Source organism: Pedobacter duraquae, assembly GCF_004362245.1.
GTDB lineage: Bacteria > Bacteroidota > Bacteroidia > Sphingobacteriales > Sphingobacteriaceae > Pedobacter > Pedobacter duraquae.
Genome location: NZ_SNWM01000004.1, coordinates 55,975 through 79,078, shown reverse-complemented (window position 1 = coordinate 79,078; position 23,104 = coordinate 55,975). Strand labels below are relative to the sequence as shown.

The window sequence follows — 23,104 nt, the reverse complement described above, 5'->3', positions numbered from 1 at the left end:
AATTGTAATTTCGTGGCAAAATTGATAGGAAAAGTGGCTCGTACAAATAAAAAATCTGAAAGAACTGTAGATGTGGTGTTGATAGGTGCTGGAATCATGAGCGCCACCTTAGGCGTTTTGCTAAAAGAACTGGAACCCGGGATTACAGTAGATATTTTTGAAAGATTGGATGTCGCAGCGGCTGAAAGCTCTGATGCCTGGAATAATGCCGGCACAGGACACTCTGCATTCTGCGAATTAAACTATACTCCTCAGAAAGCTGATGGCTCTGTGGATACTGCAAAAGCAGTTTCTATTGCTGAGTCTTTTGAAGTATCCAAGCAGTTCTGGTCATATCTTGTGCGTGCAAAACTTGTAGGTGCGCCTGAGGAATTTATCAAAAGCATCCCGCACATGAGTTTTGTTTGGGGCAAGGACAACGTAAGTTATCTAAAAACACGCTATAATGAGCTGCAGAAATGCGAGCTTTTCAAAGGCATGGTCTATTCTGAAGATCAGCAACAACTGGCAGAGTGGATGCCTTTGGTGATGAAAGACAGGGATGCCAGTGAAGTTGTTGCAGCAACACGTATGACCCTTGGTACCGACGTCAATTTCGGTGCACTCACCCGCCAGATGTTCAATACGCTGCAGGAAAAATCAAATGTGGAGATGCACTTCAACCATGAGGTTAAAAAATTAAAACAGAAAGATGGCCTGTGGGAAGTAAGGGTTAAAGATGAAAATACTGGTGAGCGCAGGACGGTGAAAGCAAAATTCGTATTTATCGGCGCCGGCGGCGGTTCATTGCCACTGCTTGAAAAAGCAGGTATCCCTGAGGGAGATGGTTTTGGTGGCTTCCCGGTTAGCGGACAATGGCTGAAATGTACAAATCCGGAAATCATAGCAAATCACAATGCCAAAGTATATGGCAAGGCATCAGTTGGCGCACCGCCGATGTCAGTACCACATTTGGACACGCGTATGATTGACGGTAAAAAAGCACTCCTTTTTGGTCCTTATGCCGGTTTCTCTACCAGGTTCCTGAAAAATGGATCCTTGCTTGATTTACCGCTATCCATCAAAGTAAACAACATTCGCCCGATGATTTCTGCGGGGCTGGATAATATACCACTTACTAAATATCTGATCAATCAGGTGAGACAGTCGCCGGAAGACCGTCTTGATGCTTTGAAGGAATATTTGCCTTCGGCTAAAATGGAAGACTGGGAACTGGAAACTGCCGGACAGCGTGTTCAGGTAATTAAAAAAGACGCAGAACATGGTGGAATCCTTGAATTCGGGACTGAGGTTGTTACTGCAGCCGACGGCTCCATCGCAGCCCTGCTAGGCGCTTCGCCGGGAGCCTCTACGGCAGTTTCAATCATGATTACATTGATGGAGCGCTGCTTTGGAACTTACATTGCTTCTGAGGCATGGCAGAAAAAATTGAAGCAGATGATCCCTTCTTATGGGTTCTGCCTTAGCAAAGACGCTTCGCTAACAGAAACCATCAGAACACAGACCACACATGCATTAAAACTTCAGGCAGAGCCGGAGGTTGTTATATCTTAATTAGCGAGCGGAACGCGGCATCTTTTAAAACAAAATCACTACCTTAAGGGTTTGGTACTAAATTTAAAAGATGCCCCGCTGGTCAAAAATTACGCTCCGCATACTCGGAGGTCTACTCACAGTTATCCTTATTGCTTATATCGGAGTTGCTTATTATGTAAACACACATAAAAAAGCATTGCTGGAATCTGTTACCAGGGAGCTGAATAAAAATATGACCGGTTCTCTGACGATCGGTAATATGGAGCCAACTTTTTTACAAGGCTTCCCAGGCGTGTCGTTATCGTTGAATAATGTTGTGATACGCGACAAACAGTGGGCTCAGCATAAACATACTCTTCTTGAGGCAAAAGATTTTAATATTTCTGTAAACACTTTAGGTCTGCTCCGGGGCACGATTACGATTAATAAGATTAACATTACCAATGCATCTATTTATCTATACACAGATAGCACGGGTTATAGCAATACCAGCTTATTTAAAAAGAAACAGAAAGACACTACAAACAACTCCGAAAGCAACTCACCTGCCGAGATTAGAAAGTTCAACCTCAATGATGTCACTTTTATCATGGACAACCAAAAAGGACATAAGCTCTTTTCTTTTACCGTAGATAGACTTCAGGGCGACATTGATTACAGTGGAGACGACTGGCGGGCGAGGGTTGCATTGAAAGGATTTGCGAAGAGCCTGGCTTTTAACACCCGCAGGGGAAGTTTCATCAAAGACAAGTCTTTAGACGGAAACTTTGACGCCACCTATGCCGATAAAACAGGAATTGTAAAACTTGTGCCAAAAACATTGAAAATAGGGGATGACCCATTCGTTATCGGCGCTGAATTCAATATCGGCGTAGATCCGACTGTCTTTGCGATTCATATTAATGTTAAGCAGATTTTGTGGCGTAGTGCCTCAGCTTTACTGGCACCAAACATCAAATCCAGACTTGATCAGTTTAATCTGGATAAACCCATAGACGTAAAATGTGACCTGATTGGTAATATGGGTGCCGGTGGCGACCCGAATATCAATGTTACAGCGCAAATTAAAAATAACGCGCTCCATGTACCAGGTGCTAAAATCTCAGATTGTAATTTCACAGGCGTATATACCAACAACTATGTAAATGGCCGGGGTTTTAGCGATGCGAACTCTGCAGTAAAATTGTATCAGTTTAAGGGTACTTATGAAGAAATACCTTTTGCCATCGATACTGCTGCGATTAGTAATTTCGACAAGCCTGTGGCGACAGGCGTCTTCAGGGCGGCATTTCCAATTACTAAGTTAAATAATGTACTTGGTGCAGACCTGCTTACTTTCAGCAAGGGCACAGCAGATGTAAAATTGGCTTATACCGCAGACCTCGTGAACTTCAGACTTAACAAACCTATTGTTACCGGTTACGTGAACATCAAAAATGCAAGTGCTAACTATGTTCCGCGAAATCTGAAGTTTACCAACACGGCAATCTCGTTAAACTTTACCGGCCCAGATTTATTCATCAGCAACATCAGGCTTCAGAGTGGTAAAAGCATCGTCTTTATGGAAGGGAATGTGAGAAACTTCCTGAACCTCTATTACAACGCACCTGAAAAAATCGTATTAAGCTGGCAGATCAAGAGTCCGCAATTGTATCTGGGCGAGTTCCTTGGCTTCCTGGGAACAAGGAAGTCTACCGCACCAAAAAAACGAAGCAGCCACTCTACACTATCCAGCGATCTGAATGAGGTATTTGATAAAAGTAAGGTTGACCTGCACCTCAGGGTAGATAAAATCTATTATAACAAATTTCTCGCTACAAATGCAGTCGCAGAGCTCCTGCTTTCCGAAGATGGGATTGCGATCAAGGATATCAGTGTTAAACATGCCGGAGGTGCGCTAAAAGTTAACGGTAACCTTTTCCAGGAAGGGAGCTCAACGCGCTTTCTGTTGAATTCCAGTGTAACCAATGCCAACATCAAAAGTTTCTTTTATGGATTCGATAATTTTGGGTTGAAGTCGCTTACCTCAGACAACCTCAGAGGAAACCTGTATGCTGCTGTAAAATTATCTGGCCGTATTTCGAATGCAGGTGCAGTTTTGCCAGGCTCATTACGAGGCTCAGTTGCATTTGACCTGAAAAATGGCGCCCTGTTAAATTTCGATCCTATCGCCAATGTTGGCAAGTTCGCATTTCCGTTACGCGACATGAAGAATATCACATTCAGTAACTTGAAGGGCACGTTTGATATCCAGGGTGAGCAGATTCAGATCAGGCCAATGAAAATCAGTTCCAGCGTACTTAACATGGATGTCGCCGGCGTTTACGCATTAGGAAAAGGAACAAATATTGCATTAGACGTTCCTTTGCGAAATCCTAAAAAAGACGCTGAGCTGCAAACGGCCGCAGAAAAAGAAGATAAAAGGATGAGGGGAATTGTACTTCACCTGTTGGCGACTGATGGAGACGATGGCAAAATCAAGATCAAACTGAACAAAAACCGCGATAAATCTTAATAATCATAAATCTTGCAAAACTTTTTTTAAGCGGGTGTGTTGCTTATTTAGTATAGTATTAACAGCCATTTAGCTGATTTATATGTTATAACTTACAATGACATTGCAATTCACAGCATTAAATTAGTTATCTTTGTGCAAATTTTGAGACATTAATGAAGATATTTATTACAGGCCTTCCATTAGAAGTAGGGGAAGATGAATTAACTGCCGTATTCGGTGATTTCGGTCCCGTTAAATCGCTTAGGATCATTAAAGACCGTGAAACAGGCCAGAGCCGTGGTTTCGGTTTTGTTGAAATGCCTAATGACGATGAAGCGAGAGAAGCTATCAAACGTATGAACGGTGGTGATTACAATGGTAACCGTATTAAAGTTGCTGAGGCACAGGAAAAACCAGGTGGTAACGCTGGTGGTGGTCCTGCTGGTGGCGGTTTTAAACGCAACAACAATAGAGAAAGAAGTTTTTAATTAGAACTTCCAATATAAGTTTACAAAAAGTCAGCTGTGCTTTCATGCGCAACTGACTTTTTGTATTTTATTGATTTTGGTTATTTGACCCAATATGTTTAAAAAATATCTGGTTTTCAATATCGTATTTCTGGTCATCGTTATCTCGCAGTTGAGCTCTATTTATTTCGGCTACAGTATCCTGCATATGATCAGTAAAGTGCTGATTACGCTTTCTCTGATGATCATCTTAGTTTTAAAAACAAAATTAAAAGGGCGGTTCCATAAGCGGATCTTTACAGGGTTGATCTTTGCCATGATGGGAGATATTTTCCTTTTATTTGACACCAACACATCCTATTTCATGGCCGGATTGACTAGTTTCCTAATTGGACACCTGTGCTACATCAGTGCTTTCTATCTTGATTTCAGGTCTGCTCCGGAGCTCGATAAAAGAGGAGCGAGGATGGCGATTATAACGGGAGTGGTGTTAAGCTGCGCTTCCTATTTCTGGCTCAGGCCAACACTCGGTCCATTGCGCCTTCCTGTACTCGTTTATATCTTCGTAATTACTTTGATGATGATGATGGCGGCATTCAGAAATAAACGGGTAAATAGCTTGAGCTTCAATTTAATTTTAACAGGAGCATTTTGCTTTATGGCATCAGATGCGTTGCTTGCCGGAAGCCGGTTTGGACATGCGTTCCCCTCTGTAGGCATACTGGTTATGTTCAGTTATATGATCGCACAGTATCTGATTATTCTTGGCGCCACAGAAAGAAAGTTACTAGCGCACGATGCGGTAAATTAACGGATCATCACACCTGGTTTATTAACCAGTGGAATCCGGATCAGATTTTCGTCGACGATACTTTCTGGCAGAAAAATAAACTTTTTATCATAGATAGTCCCGTTGATATAATAGCTCAGCCAATATTCATTAGTCAGACCAAAAACCTCAGGATCAATTGCTTCAACACCTGAAAATGACTGCGCCTTAATATCCCCTAAAAAGTGCCTTAAAACCGAAGTCTTTACCGGTTTTCCATCTTTTTCTCCGTAACCTTTAGAGCTCACCAGCACATTGGTGATGTCAACGTTTTTGAGGTTAACCAGATAGACAGTCCAGCTTTTAACTTCGGGTGTTTCACCCATAAGCACAACAGACATGGCTACATCCTCAACAATATTTTCAGGAAGGTCTTTTTTCATCAGATCAATATTTTCACGATAACGGTGCTACCACAGGTTTTATGATAGCACCATCATTTATTTCTTTTTCGCTACAGCTTTTTTTGTCGCTGGCTTTTTAGCAGCGGGCTTAGCTCCGGCAGCAGCTTTTTTACGTGTCGCTTTAGCCTTTACTTCAAAAGCATTAGGAACCTGCTCCACGATTAATTTTTTCACTTCTTCCAAAGAAATCTCAGCAAGCTCTTCAGGTGTATACTTATCGTTAGTCGCAGGGTTTTTACGCAGTTTCAGCATCTCTTTACCGAATCTGATGAAAGGTCCCCAACGTCCATTTTCTATAGCTATTTTATCTTCCGTCCATTGCTGGATAAAACGGTTTGCTTCTTTTTCAACCTTCTTTCCAATTAATTCAGTAATATCTTTAACTGTCAGGAAATCAAAGTTATAAGCTTTAGGTACATTGATAAACAGGTCATTCCATTTGATAAAAGGACCAAATCTACCTGTTCCTTTAGTTACCGGAAGCCCGTCGTGTGTGGCGATAGGAGCATCAGCAGTGATTTTTTCGTTGATGATCTCTATAGCGCGCTCTTTATCTATCGTTAAAGGATCTTCGTTTTTGGGAACAGATATATAAGCATCTCCCCATTTTACATATGGGCCAAATCTTCCTACACCAACAGAAACTTCCTTACCTTCATAATCTTCGAGCTGAAATGGAAGTCTGAATTGTTCCAGTGCCTGCTCCAGGGTAATAGTTCCTACGCTTTGCGATTTGGCGATACTTGCATACTTCGGCTTCTCTTCGTCGTCTACCTGCCCGATTTGAACCAGTGGACCAAATTTACCCACTTTAGCATATACATTCTTGCCACTGGCAGGATCTATACCAAGTAAGCGCTCGCCATTTGCACGATCGGCAGTCTCCAGGGTAGTTTCAACTTCTTTATGGAAGGGCGTATAAAAAGAATGCAACATTTTTGTCCATTCCTTAAGTCCCTGTGCAATCTCATCAAATTCCTTTTCCACGTTTGCAGTGAAATGAAAATCTACGATATCTTTAAAGTGTTCTACAAGGAAGTCATTTACGACTTCACCAATATCTGTAGGAAAAAGTTTTCCTTTCTCGGCACCGGTGATTTCTGTTTTCGTTAAGCTCGTCAGCACTCCGTTTACAAGCGAAATTGTATTGAATGCGCGCTGTTTTCCGTCTCTTTCTTCTTTCACAACATACCCTCTGTTCTGAATCGTAGAGATGGTAGGCGCATAAGTAGAAGGACGTCCAATACCCAGCTCTTCGAGCTTTTTAACAAGGCTGGCCTCGGTATATCTAGCCGGCGGTCTGGAAAACCGTTCGGTAGCATTCATTTCTTTAAGCTGTAATACCTGATTTTGAGCAAGTGGTGGCAACATATTGTTACCATTAGCGTCCTCTGCATCATCATCATCGCTGGATTCCAGGTATACCTTTAAAAATCCATCAAACTTAAGCACTTCACCTTCGGCGAGTAAATTCTCTTTACGGGTCGAAATGTCGATCTGTGCTGTAGTACGCTCAAAAAGTGCTTCGCTCATCTGAGACGCGATCGCTCTCTTCCAAATCAGCTCATAGAGCCGCTGTTCTGAGTTATCTCCCGTTACGGTATGTTGGTCAAAGTAAGTAGGTCTGATGGCCTCATGCGCTTCCTGAGCACCCGCAGTTTTAGTTTTATATGTTCTTGGCTGGTGGTATTTGTCGCCGTAAGCCGATCTGATCTCACTGGCAGCAGCCTGAATTGCAGTTTCTGATAAATTTACCGAGTCAGTTCTCATATAGGTAATTTTACCACTTTCATAGAGTCTCTGAGCAATCTGCATGGTACGGGAAACTGAGTAGCCCAATTTACGTGATGCTTCCTGCTGAAGGGTAGATGTAGTAAATGGAGCCGCGGGGTTTCGTTTCGCTGGTTTAGTTTCCAGGCTGGCAATTTTAAAATCTGCCTGCATGCAATCCTTGAGGAATTGTTCAGCGTCGGCTTCTTTTTCGAATCGGTGGGGGAGTTCTGCCCTTACGATTTCACGGGCCTGCCCTGTACTAAACTGAGCGGTAATTTTAAATGCAGCAGTAGCGTTGAATTTATTGACTTCTCTTTCTCTGTCTACGATTAGCCGCACGGCAACCGATTGTACACGACCTGCCGACAGAGATGGTTTAATTTTTTTCCAGAGCACTGGTGATAACTCGAAACCTACCAGTCGATCGAGCACACGACGTGCCTGTTGTGCAAAAACGAGATTATAGTCTATTGTTCTTGGGGTATCTATAGCTTTAAGAATCGCGGGCTTGGTAATTTCATGAAAAACAATTCGCTTGGTGGTTGCTTCCTTAAGACCGAGTGTTTCATATAAATGCCATGAAATCGCTTCCCCTTCGCGGTCCTCATCGGAAGCGAGCCATACCATTTCGGCACCCTTTGCTAGTTTCTTTAATTCTGCGACTACCTGTTTCTTGTCGACAGGAACCTCGTAGGTCTGGGAAAAATTGTTGTTAATATCTATCCCCATGTCCCCTTTAACAAGATCACGGATGTGGCCATAGCTGGATTTGACAAGGAAATCTTTACCCAGATATCCTTCTATTGTTTTAGCTTTTGCCGGAGACTCGACTATCAGTAAATTTTTCGCCATTCAGAACGTTTTTCTGCAAATAAAGCTATAAATAAGCCTAAATTCCAAATTCAATGTAGATTTAATCTTAAAAAGTGTTTTTGAGACCAGTATTTGACAATGCTGAACAGCGGATATAAGCGGCTTCAAACCGCAGACACAGATAATTACTTTGAAATTATAGCTAATGATCCAATTTCTATTTAACTTCGTTTATACCTAAAATTCAAAATGATGAATACATTATTAATTTTCCTTAGTTTATTATTTGCTCAGCCAAAAAGCGTTTACGATTTCAAAATGAAAACAATTGATGGCAAAGAGATTAAATTGTCGCAGTTCAAAGGCAAAAAGCTTTTAATTGTGAATACAGCTTCTAAATGTGGTTTCACACCGCAGTATGAAGATCTGGAAAAACTACACAAACAGTATGGTAAAGAAATCGTGCTAATCGGCTTTCCAGCAGGAAACTTCGGTGGACAGGAATTGGCAACGAATTCTGAAATTCAGGACTTCTGTAAAAAGAATTTCGGTGTTACCTTTTTATTAAGTCAGAAAGTGAGCGTAAAAGGTGCAGACATCGACCCCTTATTTGAATACCTGACTACAGCAGAAAATCCAGATTTCAAAGGTGATATCAACTGGAATTTCGAGAAATTCCTGATCAATGAAAAGGGACAACTTGTACACCGTTTCAGATCTAAAACCACACCTATGAGTGCAGAGATCACTAAAAACTTCGCTAAATAGATCTAGCTTTTAAGACAAAAAAAGAGGGACCATTAATGATCCCTCTTTTTTTATGATTAATTTATTGGATTAGCAGAGAAATCCACCACCCAACAGATCATTACCTTCATAAAATACTGCCGATTGACCCGGGGCAATTGCAGATACAGCATGGTCAAATACTACGCGCATCCGGTCTTTTTCCTGAACGATGGTACTTAGCATACCCGCATCTTTATAGCGGATTTTTGTAATCACATCATCCATAGGCTCCAGAATACTACCATATTTTACCAGGTTAATGTTTCTGACCATCGCTTCGCGGCGTTCAAGTTCTTCAGCTTTACCCAATACCACTGTATTACTTTCAGGAAGGATTTGCGTCACAAACATAGGTTCGCCGAAGGCGATCCCTAAACCTTTACGCTGGCCAATTGTGTAAAAAGGATAGCCTTTATGCTGTCCAACGATCATTCCATTGCTTAAAATGAAATTTCCGCCTGCTACACGTTCTTCCAGATCTTCTACTTTATGTTTAAGAAAAGACCGGTAGTCATTCTCGGGAACAAAACAGATCTCATAGCTTTCACTTTTCTTGGCTAATTCTTCCTGTCCCATATCAAGGGCCATTTGACGGATATCAGTTTTAGAAAAAGAGCCCAATGGAAACTGCGTTCTTGAAAGATTTTCCTGAGAAACACCCCAAAGTACATAAGACTGATCTTTATTCTCGTCTTTTCCCTTAGAAATCACATACCTGCCATTATCATGTTGCCTTACATTAGCGTAGTGACCGGTCGCAATAAATTCGCAGTCCAGTTTATTCGCCCGTTTCAGCAGTGCTTCCCATTTAATGTGGGTATTACAAAGTACACATGGATTCGGCGTTCTGCCGGCCAGATACTCATCAACAAAATTATCTATTACATAATCACCAAACTCTTCGCGAATATCAAGAATGTAATGTGGAAAGCCATAATTAACAGCAAGTGTGCGCGCATCATTGATGCTATCCAGACTGCAGCATCCGGTTTCCTTACTGTTACTGCCCGATGTAGCGTAATCCCAGGTCTTCATGGTCAACCCAATTACTTCATATCCCTGTTCATGCAACATCACTGCTGCTACCGAACTATCTACACCGCCACTCATGGCAACCAAAATTCTACCTCTTTTACTCATTACTGTTTAATCTGACACAAAAGTAAAAGTTTTAATCCGCATATTAGTCAGTTAGCCGTCAAGGGCTTGTAAAAACGCGTATAAGCAGGACCAAAATTGTTGGTATCCTGACCTATGCCATCGATGTCGTCCAGGCTCACTGGCCTGCTAAATTCAACTTTATCCAGTATAATCAACTGTGCGGTCCGCTTAATTAGCGGGCACTTTTCGAAGTCATGCTCAATCAGTTGCCGAAGTTCGCCTACGTACTTGAAGTTTCCTTTCAAAACGAAGTCCCATGACCCGGACATGCGGCAGCATTCGTAGATTGAGGGGAGATCTTGTATCATCGTTTTAAAACTGGATATAGCGCCAGCATCATTATTTTTTAATCTCACCAATATTTGTACGTCGAAACTTTTCTGAAACTTTGTCCGATCCAGTTTAATATGATACCGATCTATACCACAAAGCCTTTCCAGCTTTTTGAGCCGGTCATATATACCAGATATAGGCCTTCTCAGGATCCCGGCGATTTCCTTTTGCGTTTTACTTCCATCTTCCTGGAGGATATTGAGAATGTCAATATCTGTCTGATCTAATTTTTCTTGTTTTTTGGACATAGTGGATTCTGATTGGGTGATCAAAATGTTATTCCGCTATCCTGACTTATGGCAAATCAAATATAATTTATTCGTTTTTGAAAAACAAGCCTTTAAACTATTATTACTGGCGGTGATTATCTAAAAGAACTTAAAATTTGACTTCACATATGAAATATGCGATTTAGACAAATCAAATTTTCAGAATAAATTTCAGAATTTTGGTTAAACACAGTAGAATTTTTTTTTATTATAATAAAAAACCAGAATATTTCCAAAATTGGAATTTATTATTGTTTTGGTATATTATTAGTTTCATTTTTACGAGGTAACCGACCCTTAGAACTATGAGACATTTGAAGATTGGGCTAACCATAACCGGCAGGGATTCTGCCTCACTGGATAAATATCTAAATGATATCAGTAAAATACCTTTGCTGAGTAATGAAGAAGAAATCGCCATTAGCAAGAAGATTAAGGATGGAGATCAGGCCGCCTACCAACATCTTGTAAATGCGAATCTACGTTTTGTAGTTTCGGTAGCGAAACAGTATCAACATAGGGGACTGAGTCTTGGCGATCTGATCAATGAGGGGAATATCGGACTAATCAAGGCTGCAGGACGTTTTGACGATACTTACGGTTTCAAGTTTATATCTTTTGCGGTATGGTGGGTCAGACAGACGATTATGCAGGCCCTGGCAGAACAAACGCGGGTAGTCAGGTTACCCTTAAATCAGGTTGCCGCAATCAGCAGGATAAATAAAGCAATAGCGAAACTAGAACAGCGCTTTGAACGGACGCCTACTGTGGCTGAAATTTCCGCCTTTCTGGGGATGGCTCCGGAATTTATTGATGATTATTTAAGTCATGCCGGGCTACCAGTTTCAATAGATAGCCCTATGGCAGATTCATCAAATTTCACATTGTCTGATCAACTGGAAGGCAATCTTAGTAGGCCAGACGAAGGTTTAATGCAAAATTCGGCCTTGCAGGATATGGATCACCTGATCAAAACGCTCCCTAAACGTCAGGCACATATTATCCGCTTATATTATGGAATAGGCACAAATGAACCCAAGCAATTACATGATATTGCAGATATTTACGGTCTGAGTAAAGAGCGCGTACGCCAGATTAAAGATCAGGCACTAAAAGAATTGAAGAGGCGGGGTGCTACCTACTTCGTTAAGCTTGGGAGGATCCGGAATTAAACAAATTCCGGCACTTCATTGGGGTCATTTCCCTGAATCTGATTTTTTCTGACTTCAGAAATTCTTTTAGGTTTGATTTGCTCAACCTTATTAATACCAGATGCACCATTAAAAATTAATACGCTGCCCAGCGCCAGTTCCTGGATAGCAAGAATGGGTGACTTTGTCAGGTTAAATGCGCCTTTTTGAAATATATAAGCTCCCACAAGAATGGAAAGTATTCTTTTGCCAGTATCTAATTGTAAATCAGTATTACTATTTAACAGTTTTTTGCCGGCGGTAATCGTTAGTTTATGTTTTAAAGTTCGAAACATGCTGCTCAATTATTTATTCATAGTTCTTTGATTTCAACAAGGTGGGCGGCGCTTTGTTTCGGTTTTTTCAAAATTCATAAACTTTAAACCCGCGCAATCCGTTATAATTGCATCAAAGCTTTTTCCTTATTATGAAACTTAATTCCGCGCAAGTCGATAAATTTTACGACAAAGTATATAACTGGCTAATTATTGCAGTTCCTAATATCATCGTTGCAATTCTCATTCTCGCTATTGGCCTCTGGGTCATAAAACTGGTATCCAAATGGTTACATTCAGGATTAAACAAACATGAGATTGATCCATCGTTAAAACCATTTTTCATCAGTCTTACAATAATAGGGCTTCGCATACTTTTGGTTATCGCCATTATGCCAATCATAGGGATAGAGATGACCGTATTCTCGGTCCTCGTGGGTGGTCTTGGTGTTGCCGCAGGTTTAGCATTATCGGGAACACTCCAAAATTTCGCCAGTGGCGTACTCATCCTCATCCTGAAACCGTTTCGTGTTGGTGATAATATCATCGCCCAGGGGCAGGAGGGAACAGTTACTTCTATCGAAATCTTCTATACAATTGTTACTACGTTCGACAATAGAACGGTCGTTATCCCAAATAGCAAACTGTCTAACGAAGTAATCATCAACATTAGCATGCAAGGTAGCCGAAGGCTAGACATTGAATTAAAATTCAGCTATGGAGTTGATTTCGAGGAAGTCAAAAAGATAATTACAGAAACCATCACCGAATCTAAAAATCTGCTAAAGACTCCTGAACGCAGGATCGGGATAGCCACGCTCGAGGAGAGTGGATATAAGGTATCCATAGCCGTATGGCTTAAAGCGCACGGGTATCGCGATGCCCAGCTAGCTTTTCAGGAAAAGCTGATGTCGAAATTGAAGTCGGGAACCATTAAACTACCTGGAATGGATGCTTCTTAGTTTTGCTCCTCAATAATTTTTGACCTGTTTAATGTTAGAATAAGTAATGCTAAAATGGATGTAACGGCCATAACCGCGGCCATTGGGACTGACGATTTGGTATGAAATAAGCTCAATACCGATGATGCCAAAGCTCCCAGGCCCATTTGTGTGGCCCCCATTAGTGCAGACGCACTTCCAGCGTTTTTCTTGAAAGGCTGGAGTGATAAGGCAGCAGTATTTGGATTGGTAAGCCCAAGACAGGATAAGAAGATAAATAGAAGCACAATCGTTTGCCATAAATTAAAGATATTCAATGTTGCTCCGGCAACAAAAATCAGCGTTACGACAACCTGACAGCTGATCGCGACAAGCACAATCTGTTTACTCTGGTATTTCTTGAGAAGTACGCTATTTAGCTGACTGGCACCAATCAGGCCAATAGAAAGAAGTGCGAAGATCCACCCGTACCCTTCGGTACTCACATTAAAAACTTCCATAAATACCAGGGGTGAGCCCGCCACATAAGCAAAAAGTCCTGAAAATGCCAAAGCGCCGGTAAGGGCATAGGTATAAAACTGTGGTTCTATTAATACCTGTTTAAAACCTGATAAAATAGGGAGTGGCTTTAAAGATAGCGTTGTATCGGGTTGAAAACTCTCAGGCAAAAACCAAATTGTAGAGATCAGGTTAAGCACGCCGAGACCGAGGAGCACAACAAATACCGCATGCCAGCCAAAAAGGATGGTTACATAACTTCCGGCGGTAGGTGCAAGCATTGGAGAGACGCCCACAACAAGCATCAGCAATGCAAAAACCTTAGCACTGTCTTTTACAGGAAAGAGATCTCTTACCATAGCGACAGATGCCACGGCAGCTGCACAACTGCCGATTGCCTGGATGCCGCGAAGGACAATGAGCTGGTTTAACGTAGTTACATAAAGACAACCAATAGAAGCCAGAATGTAAAGCACCAGTCCAAAAATTAGCGGCTTCTTTCTGCCAAACCGATCCAGCAAGGGGCCATAGAGCAATTGTCCAAAGGAAATTCCGATAAAGAAGCTTGAAAGAGAGATGGCCACGCTTTCTGTTGTAGTGTGCAGGTCTTTGGCAATTACCGGAAAACCCGGCAAATACATATCAATAGAAAAAGGGCCGAGCGCTGTCAATGATCCCAAAATGAGGATCAGAAAAAAATACCGTTTGTTGGTCATATAATGTTATAGTCTTTCTAATACCAACTCAATGGCTTTATTTACGATCGCATGGGGATCGTTGCTGAATTCAAATTTGACTCTGCTGGCCAATATTGCATTTACCGATAGTGCGTTATGTCCGAGCACACTGGCGAGTGCATAAATTCCAGCCGTTTCCATTTCTAAATTGGTAATGCGCAGCCCATCATATTTAAAACTATTCAGCTTACCAATCAGGTCAGGGACTTTTCCTTCAGCTCTAACTACACGGCCCTGAGGGGCATAAAAACCTGGTGCTGTAACGGTTATTCCGCGCTGAAGACCTTTACCAATAGTTTCCAATAATTTGGAGCTACCCGATGTAAAATAAGGATCGATGCCCGGCAGGTCGGCAAAATGCTGGTTCACCGCATCAAGGATATTTTGATCCTCCGGAGAAAGCCGTTGTTTATAATATTTCATCAGGGTATCAAGTCCTAAACCGTGACTGGATACCAAAATTGTACCCATATCGATATCCGGTTGTATGGCGCCGGAAGTACCGATCCTGATGATATCCAGAGAAGTAAGCTCAGATTTTATCTCACGGGTTTTAAAATCGATGTTAACCAAGGCATCAAGCTCGTTGAAAACAATATCTATATTATCCGTACCAATCCCTGTAGACAATACAGTGATTCTTTTGTCGCCCAGATATCCGGTATGGGTAATAAACTCACGTTTTCCTTTTTTAAGTTCTACACGATCAAATAGCTTGCTTATTTCCGAAACACGATCAGGGTCACCAACAGTAATCACCGTTTGTGCCACATCTTCAGGCAATAGATTTAAATGGTAGATACTTCCGTCTGGATTAATAACCAGATCTGATTCTGAAAGTTTATGCATAGGACATTCCTTAAGCAGCAAAGGTACACTAATAGCGGTATCTTTTTAAATTGTACTCAGATATTCTGCCTTCACGCCATCCAGTTTCTCAAACCTGCCCAGGATTGCGATAAGTCTGGATTTACGGATTTCCAGGTTCATCATGCAGCTTTGGTCAAAATGTTGGTCCGTAGGCTGCAATTGTTCTTCCTTAATAATGCGCATTACATCGTTCATCTGGGTATAAGGGAAAGATAACTGATACAGATCATTTATAGTTTTACTGATGATTTCTGATGCTGCAATTGCTTCTGTTGTGGCAGTTTTATAGGCGTTAATCAAACCAGGAACGCCAAGTAATGTACCGCCAAAATACCTGACAACAATCACTAACACATTTGTTAAATCTGCAGAGAGCAATGTATTCAGTATCGGGCGGCCAGCAGTTCCCGAAGGCTCACCGTCATCATTTATTTTAAAAAGTGACCGATCAGGACTTAATCTAACTGCCCAACAGAAATGTCTGGCTTTGGGATGTTTAGTTCGAAGATCTTCAATCAATTCTTTAACCGCTGAAAGTGATTGGACAGGGTATGCAACGCCAATAAATTTAGAGCCCTTATCTCTAAAAATACCCTCCGCGGGTTTGCTTATCGTTAAATAGGTGTCGTCAAAAAGCATGTATTAGGAAACTGTAATTAAAACAACGGCCAGCACAGCTACTATAAGCCCAATCAAGTTGAACTTAGTTAGCCTTTCTTTGAAAGCGAACACGCCGATAAGGCACCCCAAAGTAATCACACCGATATTCATTGATGCAAACACGGTAGAGGGGTTTGACGCGAATGCCTGGTGCGCTTTGAGATAAAAAAAGATATTACCAAAATTGAAACAACCTAAAATGAATCCGCATAATATATTGACTAATTGCAGCTTCTCTTTTTTTGCAACTACCAGATAAACTGTAGCAATTAATGAGATAACGGCTGAACAACAAAATACAACGACCAAGGATGTAGTATACGGAACACCTGATATCACAGCAATTTTTTTGAAAAGGATATCTACACAGCCGAATCCAAGAAATACCAATACAGGATAAACATAAGTAGCGCTTGGCTGACTTGTAGTCTTTTTTACGGATAGGATCAGCAAGATCGAAATAAAACCCAGTGCGATGCCTGCAAGCTTTACTGCGTTGAACTGCTCCTGAAAAACGAAATAGGCAGCTAATAGCGGAATGATCAGCGACAGACGCTGAGCAATATCCGTCCTGGCAATTCCTGTTGTACGGATCGACCTGGCCAGGATCCAGAACACCACTGGCAGTAAAATACCTAAGCTTACATAAATTGAGTAGTCGGTGATCTTCAAGTCGCCCATTTGGGGCTTAAAAAATATAACAGCCAGGAGGATTGCAAAAATGTAATTCCAAGTCACGGCCTGCACTATGCTAATGTGATATCTCCTTGCGAGTTTTAAAAGTATTGATACAGTAACACTACAAGATATACTCAGTAAAATATAGATCATCAGGATTTTATATTTTTGTAAATAAGCAAACGATCAGCATCAACATTCATTACCTCTTCAATGAATCCGTGGATTTCCGGAGCAGGAATTCCTGTCATCCAGCTGTGCGAAGAATGAAAAACTCTGGCTTCATCCCAGAGACCTGCATTGATAAATAAGGAAAGCATAAAGGCGCCGCCTTCAATAATTACAGATTGAATATCCATCAGGTATAGTTGATATGCAATTTTCTGGGGCAGGTAAAATTGCATATCCTCCATCTGTATATAATGGATGTTGTCAATTACTTCAGTCTTTATTTCATTGAAGATAACAGTTTTTGCATCGCTGTTAAAAATAGCTGCGCTGACCGGAATATCGAGATTTTTATCTATTACCAATCGCACTGGATTTTTGCCGGTCCATTCTCTGGTATTCAGTTGTGGATTATCGGCAAGTACAGTGCCTTTGCCCACAAGTATTGCGTCTTCTTCGGTTCGCCACTTGTGCGTAAGTTTTTTCGCCATCCCAGAGCTAATCCATTCCTTATTTCGCTTAAGCGGTGCAAAAAAACCGTTCGCCGTTTGCGCCCATTTTAAGATGAAGTAAGGACGTTGCTGCTGCACGCGGGTAAAGAAACGGCGGTTTAATAATGTACAAGAATCTTCAAGAACACCTTGTACAACCGATATGCCTGCATTTTTCAATTTCTCTATACCCTTACCATCGACTTCTGAAAAAGGATCCTTATTGCCGATTACGACTTTCTTTACACGGTGGCGGATCAGCAGATCTGCGCAGGGTGGGGTCTTGCCGAAGTGGGCACATGGCTCCAGTGAAACGTAAACAGTTGCTCTTTTAAAAAGATCTTCTGCCTGGTCACCATACTGATCTATAACTGCTTTCACAGCATTCACCTCCGCATGTGCCTCGCCGATTTTTCTATGAAAGCCTTCGCCGATAATTCTTCCATCAGCCACTATTACACAACCAACCATCGGGTTGGGGCTCACATTTCCCATTCCCATTTCCGCAAGTTCCAGGCAGCGGCGCATGTAAGTCTCATCAAGCATGGCAGCAAAAGTAAGCTATATTTGTTACTTTTACAGAATATGAAATTCCATTCTGTAAAAGCTCAATTTGTTGCGCGACTTTCTGATATTTATGGCGCCGAAGAAGCGCTGGCGCTATTTTACATCGCTTTTGAACAGCTTACAGGTCATCGCAGAAGTCAGTTTTTAGTCATACAGGATCAGGATGCCGATGCGAAAATGATCAACGATTTGGATGCTGTCTTGGCGGGATTGGAACAGCAACAGCCTATACAGCACTTACTGGGTACAGCACATTTTTACGGACACAACTTCCTAGTAAACCCTTCAGTGCTTATCCCTCGTCCAGAAACAGAAGAGCTTGTAGATTGGATTATCACCACTTGTAAAGCATTACATGCTATTGATGCCAACATGCTCGATATCGGAACAGGCAGCGGTTGCATTGCTATCACATTAAAAATACATCTCACTAATAGTGACGTTACTGCGCTAGACACCTCAAGTGACGCATTATCAGTAGCTAAACAGAATGCCATAAATAATCATGCAGAGATAACCACGATACATGCCGATATTCTGCACTTTGAATCAGATCGACAATATGACATAATCGTCAGTAATCCTCCATATGTCCGAGAACTGGAGAAAGCAGACATGCAGCATCAGGTACTTGCTCACGAGCCACACCTCGCATTGTTTGTCAGCAATGAAGACCCACTCATTTTTTATAAAGCTATCGCCGATTTTGCATTATCATCGCTACGCGAAAAGGGGTTATTGTTTTTCGAGATCAACGAATACTTAGGTGCAGACACAAGGGCTATGCTACATAAAAAAGGGTTTGGCAGGGTAGAGCTTCGTAAGGATATGCAAGGTAAGGACAGAATGATTCTTGCTGCAAGAAGTTAACTTCTTGGATGGTATTGCTTAACCATACCTTGCAGGTATTCATTATCCAGGTGGGTATAAACTTCTGTCGTCGTTATACTTACATGACCCAACATCGCCTGTACTGCACGCAGATCCGCACCACCTTCGATGAGGTGCGTAGCAAACGAATGCCTGAACGTATGTGGGCTTATACTTTTTGTAATTCCTGCTTGTGAAGCCAGTGCTTTAACCATGGTGAAAACAGAAATTCTTGAAATCTGACTACCTTTCTGATTCAGAAATATGAAATCCTCATTTCCAACTTTGATAGTCAACTTGTTTCTGACTTCATTTACATAAATACTGATGTGTTTGAGGGCCTCTGTGCCTATAGGCACAATCCGTTCTTTATTCCCTTTACCAAGCACTTTAATGTATTCTTCGTTGACATGCAGATTAGACAATCGCAGGCTGATCATTTCAGTAACCCGTAATCCACAACCATATAATACTTCAAGCATTGCCCTGCTACGGATGCCCTCAGCTTTAGACAAGTCTATTGCGGCAGTAATCTGATTGATCTCGTGCAGATGCAGTACATCAGGAAGTTTCCTGGATAATTTTGGTGGCTCCAAGTCTTCGGTGGGGTCTGCTGTAATCAGTTCCTCGATCAACAAAAATCCAAAATATGATTTGATACCCGATATAACCCGTGCCTGTGTACCGGGAAGCATACCCAACTCGTTTAACCAGGAGATAAATTGTACAAGCTCCTGATGGGTAATGTCTTTTGCACTTTTGGAAAGCTCCAATTGTTCATAAAACTGAGTAAGTTTGGACACATCATTTAAGTACGCATCTACTGAATTTTGCGAGAAGCCGCGTTCCAGTTTCAAGTAAACACCAAACTCCTTAAGATATATATGATTTAGCACAAATATTTTCTAATCTTAGTATTAACCTTTATGTTTGAAACCATGAAGATACAAATTATTAATGGTCCAAATTTAAACCTGCTTGGCGTCAGAGAACCTTCTGTTTATGGGAGCGAGGGTTTTGATGCTGTTCTTGAAGGACTTAAGCGCCGTTATCCCGCGCTTCACATTAACTATTTTCAAAGCAATGTTGAAGGCGAACTAATTAATAAACTACATGAAGTTGGTTTTAGCTTTGACGGCATTATATTGAACGGTGGCGGTTATACACATACTTCTGTAGCCATTGCTGATGCTATCGCAGCTATAAATACTCCCGTAGTGGAAGTACATATTTCCAATATTTACGCTCGCGAAGCGTTCAGACATGTATCGCTGACCGGTAAAAATTGCATCGGCGTGTTAACAGGTTTCGGAATGGATGGCTACAGACTGGCAATAGAACATCTATTAAGCCGCACCAGCTAAAACAGCTGACTAAATTTTCGATATCCAATAACAAAAAATGCCCACACTACGCTGGAGTGGTAAACACCTGTAAGCTCATTAAAAGGCATTTGCTTATCCTTTCGTTTCCTCGATGTTTTGGTAAGGTTCCTGAAAAATTCAAAATGAGCTTTGCTCACTGCCCAGGCGAATTTAGGTTTTCCTGTTAACAGGAAGTGGATCCACGCTACAAAGTCAATCCATATCCTGCAGAATAGAAGGCTCAGCAACTCATTTTCGGGCAGGTTTTTTTGAAGAATATAGAGGTTGTTTCTGAAATTCAAGAAAGTTTTGTGTGGGTTTTCTGTATTTAATGTGGCACCGCCAACATGGTATACCTCTGCCTCATGGCAATACATAATTTTATAACCAAGATTTTTCAACCTCCAGCAGATATCAATTTCCTCCATGTGAGCGAAGAAATCGGCATCGAGCCCACTTACTTCAAACCAGCATTTCCTTTTGATAAATAATGCTGCCCCACTCGCCCAGAATATTTCGCAGTTATCATCATATTGCCCGTGATCAGTTTCTATAACATTGAATATGCGCCCCCTACAAAATGGAAAGCCAAACCTATCCAGGAAACCTCCTGCAGCACCCGCATATTCGAATTGCTGCTGGTCCTGGTACCATTTAATCTTTGGCTGCGCTGCAGCGATCAGGTCGTCAGACTCCATAAGGTCAATTACCGGCTGAATCCAGTTTTCGGGAACAGAGACATCAGAGTTCAGCAACACGAAGTAGTCGGCATCCACCTGAAGAAGCACTTCATTATAACCGCCGGCGAACCCCAGGTTAAGCCGGTTTTCTATAACTTCAATGGTAGGAAACTCGCGCTTAACAAATTCAACAGAATCATCTGTCGAGCCGTTGTCACCTACAACAATCTTAAGATTAGGGTATTTGCTCTGGATAACCTGTGGCAGGAAAGTTTTTAATAATTCGCGTCCGTTCCAGTTTAAAATTACTACAGCTACGCTGGGATGATTGTTGTTCATTACCGATACTCAGGTCTTTTTGTGTTTGCTGCTTCTCTTTTCAAGCAAAATTTAATGGATGCTCAAGGAATAAACCGATAAAAAAAGAATTTATCCTTAATTTGGCCGATTAAGACTGCAAACATAAATTAACAAATGCAAAGTCCCGCACTATTTCCACTTTTTTATCTGCCTCCCGTAAGTTATTTCTCGGCCCTGAGCCAGCACGACTATATCTTTGAACTTGAGAAGTTTGAACATTTTCCAAAGCAGACCTTTCGAAACAGGGCAACAGTAGTATCGCCTAACGGGCCCTTAAATCTTTTTCTTCCGGTAGTTAAAGGATCGAAGTTCCATACTACAATGAAAGATGTCAGGATCAGTTATGATTTTAAATGGCAGCGCCTGCATTGGCTGACGCTGCAGACCTGCTATCGCAATTCTGCCTACTTTGAATACTATGAAGACGACTTTGCCGGTTTTTTTGAGAAACAGCATGAGTTCCTTTTCGACCATAACCTGGAAATCATGGATTGGTTATTTAAACAATTGAAAAAGAAAGTGGATTTTCAGTTTACTACAGAATTCGTAAAAGACCCTGAGGTTGTGGCCGACTACCGCGACCGGTCCATGTTTAAAACTGACGCAGCACATCCTGCAAAACCCTATTTTCAGGTATTTGATGACAGAAATGGATTTCTTCCAAACATGAGTATCGTTGATCTGTTATTCAATCAGGGACCGCAATCTAAATCCTTCCTTTAAGAATGACGAAAAATCAGCGTGCTAAGAAAAAGAGGCAGCGTTATAATTTACCCGCTGCCGGAAGCAGTCCGGGTACGGTATTTATAGACGATAGCTCACTGGAACCAAGGATCGTGTTACATACCATTGCTGATCAAAACTATGGGACAGAATCCCTGAAAGATCTCAGTCGGCTAAAGGACATCATCAATAAACCTGGCGCAACGTATTGGGTAGAGATCCAGGGCTTTAAATCTGAATCCATGTTCCGTACGCTGGAGCAGGACCTTGATATCAATAAATTGATCCTTGAGGATATCACAAGAACTTATCAGCGACCTAAGTTTGAAGAATATGATAGCCATATCTTCGCAATCAGCAGAATGCTCTTTTTTGATGACGATAAAAACCTGGAAAATGAACAGATCTCCTTTATCGTTACGGAACGCGCGGTAATTACCTTTCAGGATAAATATGAAGATTGCCTGGAGCCCATCAGACAGCGCCTTAAGGCAGGGAAGGGGAATATCAGAACTTCTGGCAGCAGCTATATCATGTATGCGATCATGGATATCATCGTAGATAAATATTTTGAAGTTTTAGGATATTGGGGTGATGAACTTGATCTTATTGAAGACAGGTTACTCGATAAACCAGATAAAACGGTCATGTATGACACGCAGTCTATTAAACGCAGTTTAATCAGCATCCGCAGGGTGGCCTGGCCAGAGCGCGATAAACTCAATGATATCCTGCGTTCGGACAGCCCTTTGATTACTGAACAAACCAAACTGTACGTCAAAGATGCCTATGATCATTGTATCCAGATTATTGACATCATTGAATCACTAAAAGAAATCTCTGCAAGTAATATCGACATGTATCTTTCTATTATCAGTAACCGGATGAACGAGATCATGAAGGTGCTGACCATTATTTCGTCCATTTTCATTCCTTTAACCTTTATCGCAGGGATTTATGGTATGAATTTCTCGCGCGAAGATCCTGTTACAGGAAGAATTATGCCCTATAACATGCCCGAACTGTATGCACAGCATGGTTATCTCTACACAATGATTGTCATGCTCGTTATCGCGGCGTTTCAGGTCGTATATTTTTGGAGAAAAGGCTGGTTTAAGTAGAACCAGACCCTAATAAAGCCTTATTTTTCCTATCTTAGCC

23 protein-coding genes are annotated in these 23,104 nt (G+C 41.5%); 11 read left to right on the top strand and 12 right to left on the bottom strand.

Annotated elements, in window-relative coordinates:
• Positions 1-12 precede the first annotated feature (12 nt).
• The 4 genes from CLV32_RS15905 (at position 13) to CLV32_RS15890 (ending at position 5,311) form a co-directional block, all read left to right on the top strand.
• Positions 13-1,554 carry a malate:quinone oxidoreductase gene (locus tag CLV32_RS15905; protein ID WP_243732334.1) on the top strand — a complete coding sequence of 514 codons (1,542 nt, stop codon included), beginning with the start codon at positions 13-15 and terminating at the stop codon, positions 1,552-1,554.
• A gap of 70 nt (positions 1,555-1,624) precedes the next feature.
• Positions 1,625-4,051: an AsmA family protein gene (locus tag CLV32_RS15900; RefSeq protein WP_133557311.1), complete on the top strand. Its 2,427-nt coding sequence runs from the start codon at positions 1,625-1,627 to the stop codon at positions 4,049-4,051.
• Between the two features lie 155 nt (positions 4,052-4,206).
• Positions 4,207-4,521 (top strand): RNA recognition motif domain-containing protein, encoded by a 315-nt coding sequence (locus CLV32_RS15895; protein WP_133557309.1) that lies wholly within the window; start codon positions 4,207-4,209, stop codon positions 4,519-4,521.
• A 94-nt stretch (positions 4,522-4,615) separates the two neighbouring features.
• Complete coding sequence (locus CLV32_RS15890; protein ID WP_133557307.1) at positions 4,616-5,311, top strand: lysoplasmalogenase; 696 nt, start codon at positions 4,616-4,618, stop codon at positions 5,309-5,311.
• On the opposite strand, the gene CLV32_RS15885 is transcribed toward CLV32_RS15890, so the two are convergent.
• Both CLV32_RS15885 and topA read right to left on the bottom strand, forming a co-directional pair.
• Positions 5,308-5,712, bottom strand: a complete 405-nt coding sequence (locus CLV32_RS15885; protein ID WP_133557305.1) for a hypothetical protein — start codon at positions 5,710-5,712, stop codon at positions 5,308-5,310. The two genes, CLV32_RS15890 and CLV32_RS15885, sit on opposite strands and share 4 nt — an antisense overlap.
• Positions 5,713-5,769: 57 nt before the next feature.
• Entirely contained in the window at positions 5,770-8,358 is a 2,589-nt protein-coding gene (gene topA / locus CLV32_RS15880; RefSeq protein ID WP_133557303.1) for a type I DNA topoisomerase, read from the bottom strand.
• A gap of 213 nt (positions 8,359-8,571) precedes the next feature.
• On the opposite strand from topA, the gene CLV32_RS15875 reads away from it, so the two are divergent.
• The gene (locus tag CLV32_RS15875) at positions 8,572-9,087 is read left to right on the top strand and encodes a glutathione peroxidase (protein ID WP_133558052.1); all 516 of its coding nucleotides are present in this window, start codon (positions 8,572-8,574) and stop codon (positions 9,085-9,087) included.
• Positions 9,088-9,156: 69 nt separating this feature from the next.
• Here the strand turns inward: CLV32_RS15875 and mnmA are convergent, their stop codons facing one another.
• Both mnmA and CLV32_RS15865 read right to left on the bottom strand, forming a co-directional pair.
• A complete protein-coding gene (gene mnmA, locus CLV32_RS15870) occupies positions 9,157-10,248 on the bottom strand; it encodes a tRNA 2-thiouridine(34) synthase MnmA (protein ID WP_133557301.1) in 1,092 nt (363 codons plus the stop codon).
• 47 nt (positions 10,249-10,295) lie between these two features.
• A complete protein-coding gene (locus tag CLV32_RS15865; RefSeq protein WP_133557299.1) occupies positions 10,296-10,850 on the bottom strand; it encodes an Lrp/AsnC family transcriptional regulator in 555 nt (184 codons plus the stop codon).
• Between the two features lie 326 nt (positions 10,851-11,176).
• On the opposite strand from CLV32_RS15865, the gene CLV32_RS15860 reads away from it, so the two are divergent.
• Positions 11,177-12,043, top strand: a complete 867-nt coding sequence (locus tag CLV32_RS15860) for a sigma-70 family RNA polymerase sigma factor (RefSeq protein WP_133557297.1) — start codon at positions 11,177-11,179, stop codon at positions 12,041-12,043.
• Here the strand turns inward: CLV32_RS15860 and CLV32_RS15855 are convergent.
• Positions 12,040-12,357: a hypothetical protein gene (locus CLV32_RS15855; RefSeq protein ID WP_133557296.1), complete on the bottom strand. Its 318-nt coding sequence runs from the start codon at positions 12,355-12,357 to the stop codon at positions 12,040-12,042. The genes CLV32_RS15860 and CLV32_RS15855 overlap by 4 nt on opposite strands.
• Before the next feature lie 131 nt (positions 12,358-12,488).
• Between CLV32_RS15855 and CLV32_RS15850 the strand changes: the two genes are divergently transcribed.
• On the top strand, positions 12,489-13,298 hold the full coding sequence (locus CLV32_RS15850) for a mechanosensitive ion channel family protein (RefSeq protein WP_133557294.1): 810 nt from the start codon (positions 12,489-12,491) through the stop codon (positions 13,296-13,298).
• On the opposite strand, the gene CLV32_RS15845 is transcribed toward CLV32_RS15850, so the two are convergent.
• From CLV32_RS15845 to ribD, 5 genes are read right to left on the bottom strand one after another with little or no spacing between them, the layout of a single operon-like run.
• Positions 13,295-14,491: a multidrug effflux MFS transporter gene (locus CLV32_RS15845; RefSeq protein WP_133557292.1), complete on the bottom strand. Its 1,197-nt coding sequence runs from the start codon at positions 14,489-14,491 to the stop codon at positions 13,295-13,297. The genes CLV32_RS15850 and CLV32_RS15845 overlap by 4 nt on opposite strands.
• 6 nt (positions 14,492-14,497) lie before the next feature.
• Positions 14,498-15,361 carry a nucleoside phosphorylase gene (locus tag CLV32_RS15840; protein WP_133557290.1) on the bottom strand — a complete coding sequence of 288 codons (864 nt, stop codon included), beginning with the start codon at positions 15,359-15,361 and terminating at the stop codon, positions 14,498-14,500.
• Positions 15,362-15,406: 45 nt separating this feature from the next.
• Complete coding sequence (locus tag CLV32_RS15835) at positions 15,407-16,021, bottom strand: IMPACT family protein (RefSeq protein WP_133557288.1); 615 nt, start codon at positions 16,019-16,021, stop codon at positions 15,407-15,409.
• Positions 16,022-16,024: 3 nt separating this feature from the next.
• Positions 16,025-16,873 carry an EamA family transporter gene (locus tag CLV32_RS15830; RefSeq protein ID WP_133557286.1) on the bottom strand — a complete coding sequence of 283 codons (849 nt, stop codon included), beginning with the start codon at positions 16,871-16,873 and terminating at the stop codon, positions 16,025-16,027.
• Positions 16,873-17,925 carry a bifunctional diaminohydroxyphosphoribosylaminopyrimidine deaminase/5-amino-6-(5-phosphoribosylamino)uracil reductase RibD gene (ribD, locus tag CLV32_RS15825; protein ID WP_133557284.1) on the bottom strand — a complete coding sequence of 351 codons (1,053 nt, stop codon included), beginning with the start codon at positions 17,923-17,925 and terminating at the stop codon, positions 16,873-16,875. The genes CLV32_RS15830 and ribD overlap by 1 nt, the downstream gene beginning before the upstream one ends.
• A gap of 39 nt (positions 17,926-17,964) precedes the next feature.
• On the opposite strand from ribD, the gene prmC reads away from it, so the two are divergent.
• Entirely contained in the window at positions 17,965-18,816 is an 852-nt protein-coding gene (prmC, locus tag CLV32_RS15820) for a peptide chain release factor N(5)-glutamine methyltransferase (protein WP_133557282.1), read from the top strand.
• On the opposite strand, the gene xerD is transcribed toward prmC, so the two are convergent.
• Entirely contained in the window at positions 18,813-19,712 is a 900-nt protein-coding gene (gene xerD / locus CLV32_RS15815; protein WP_133557280.1) for a site-specific tyrosine recombinase XerD, read from the bottom strand. The two genes, prmC and xerD, sit on opposite strands and share 4 nt — an antisense overlap.
• A gap of 42 nt (positions 19,713-19,754) precedes the next feature.
• Here xerD and aroQ point away from each other — a divergent pair, with 42 nt between their 5' ends.
• Complete coding sequence (gene aroQ / locus CLV32_RS15810; RefSeq protein ID WP_133557278.1) at positions 19,755-20,180, top strand: type II 3-dehydroquinate dehydratase; 426 nt, start codon at positions 19,755-19,757, stop codon at positions 20,178-20,180.
• Here the strand turns inward: aroQ and CLV32_RS15805 are convergent.
• Positions 20,177-21,199: a glycosyltransferase family 2 protein gene (locus CLV32_RS15805; protein ID WP_133557276.1), complete on the bottom strand. Its 1,023-nt coding sequence runs from the start codon at positions 21,197-21,199 to the stop codon at positions 20,177-20,179. The two genes, aroQ and CLV32_RS15805, sit on opposite strands and share 4 nt — an antisense overlap.
• 135 nt (positions 21,200-21,334) lie before the next feature.
• Between CLV32_RS15805 and CLV32_RS15800 the strand changes: the two genes are divergently transcribed.
• On the top strand, positions 21,335-21,943 hold the full coding sequence (locus CLV32_RS15800; RefSeq protein WP_133557274.1) for a WbqC family protein: 609 nt from the start codon (positions 21,335-21,337) through the stop codon (positions 21,941-21,943).
• Between the two features lie 2 nt (positions 21,944-21,945).
• The gene (gene corA / locus CLV32_RS15795) at positions 21,946-23,064 is read left to right on the top strand and encodes a magnesium/cobalt transporter CorA (protein WP_133557272.1); all 1,119 of its coding nucleotides are present in this window, start codon (positions 21,946-21,948) and stop codon (positions 23,062-23,064) included.
• The last annotated feature ends 40 nt before the right edge of the window (positions 23,065-23,104 follow it).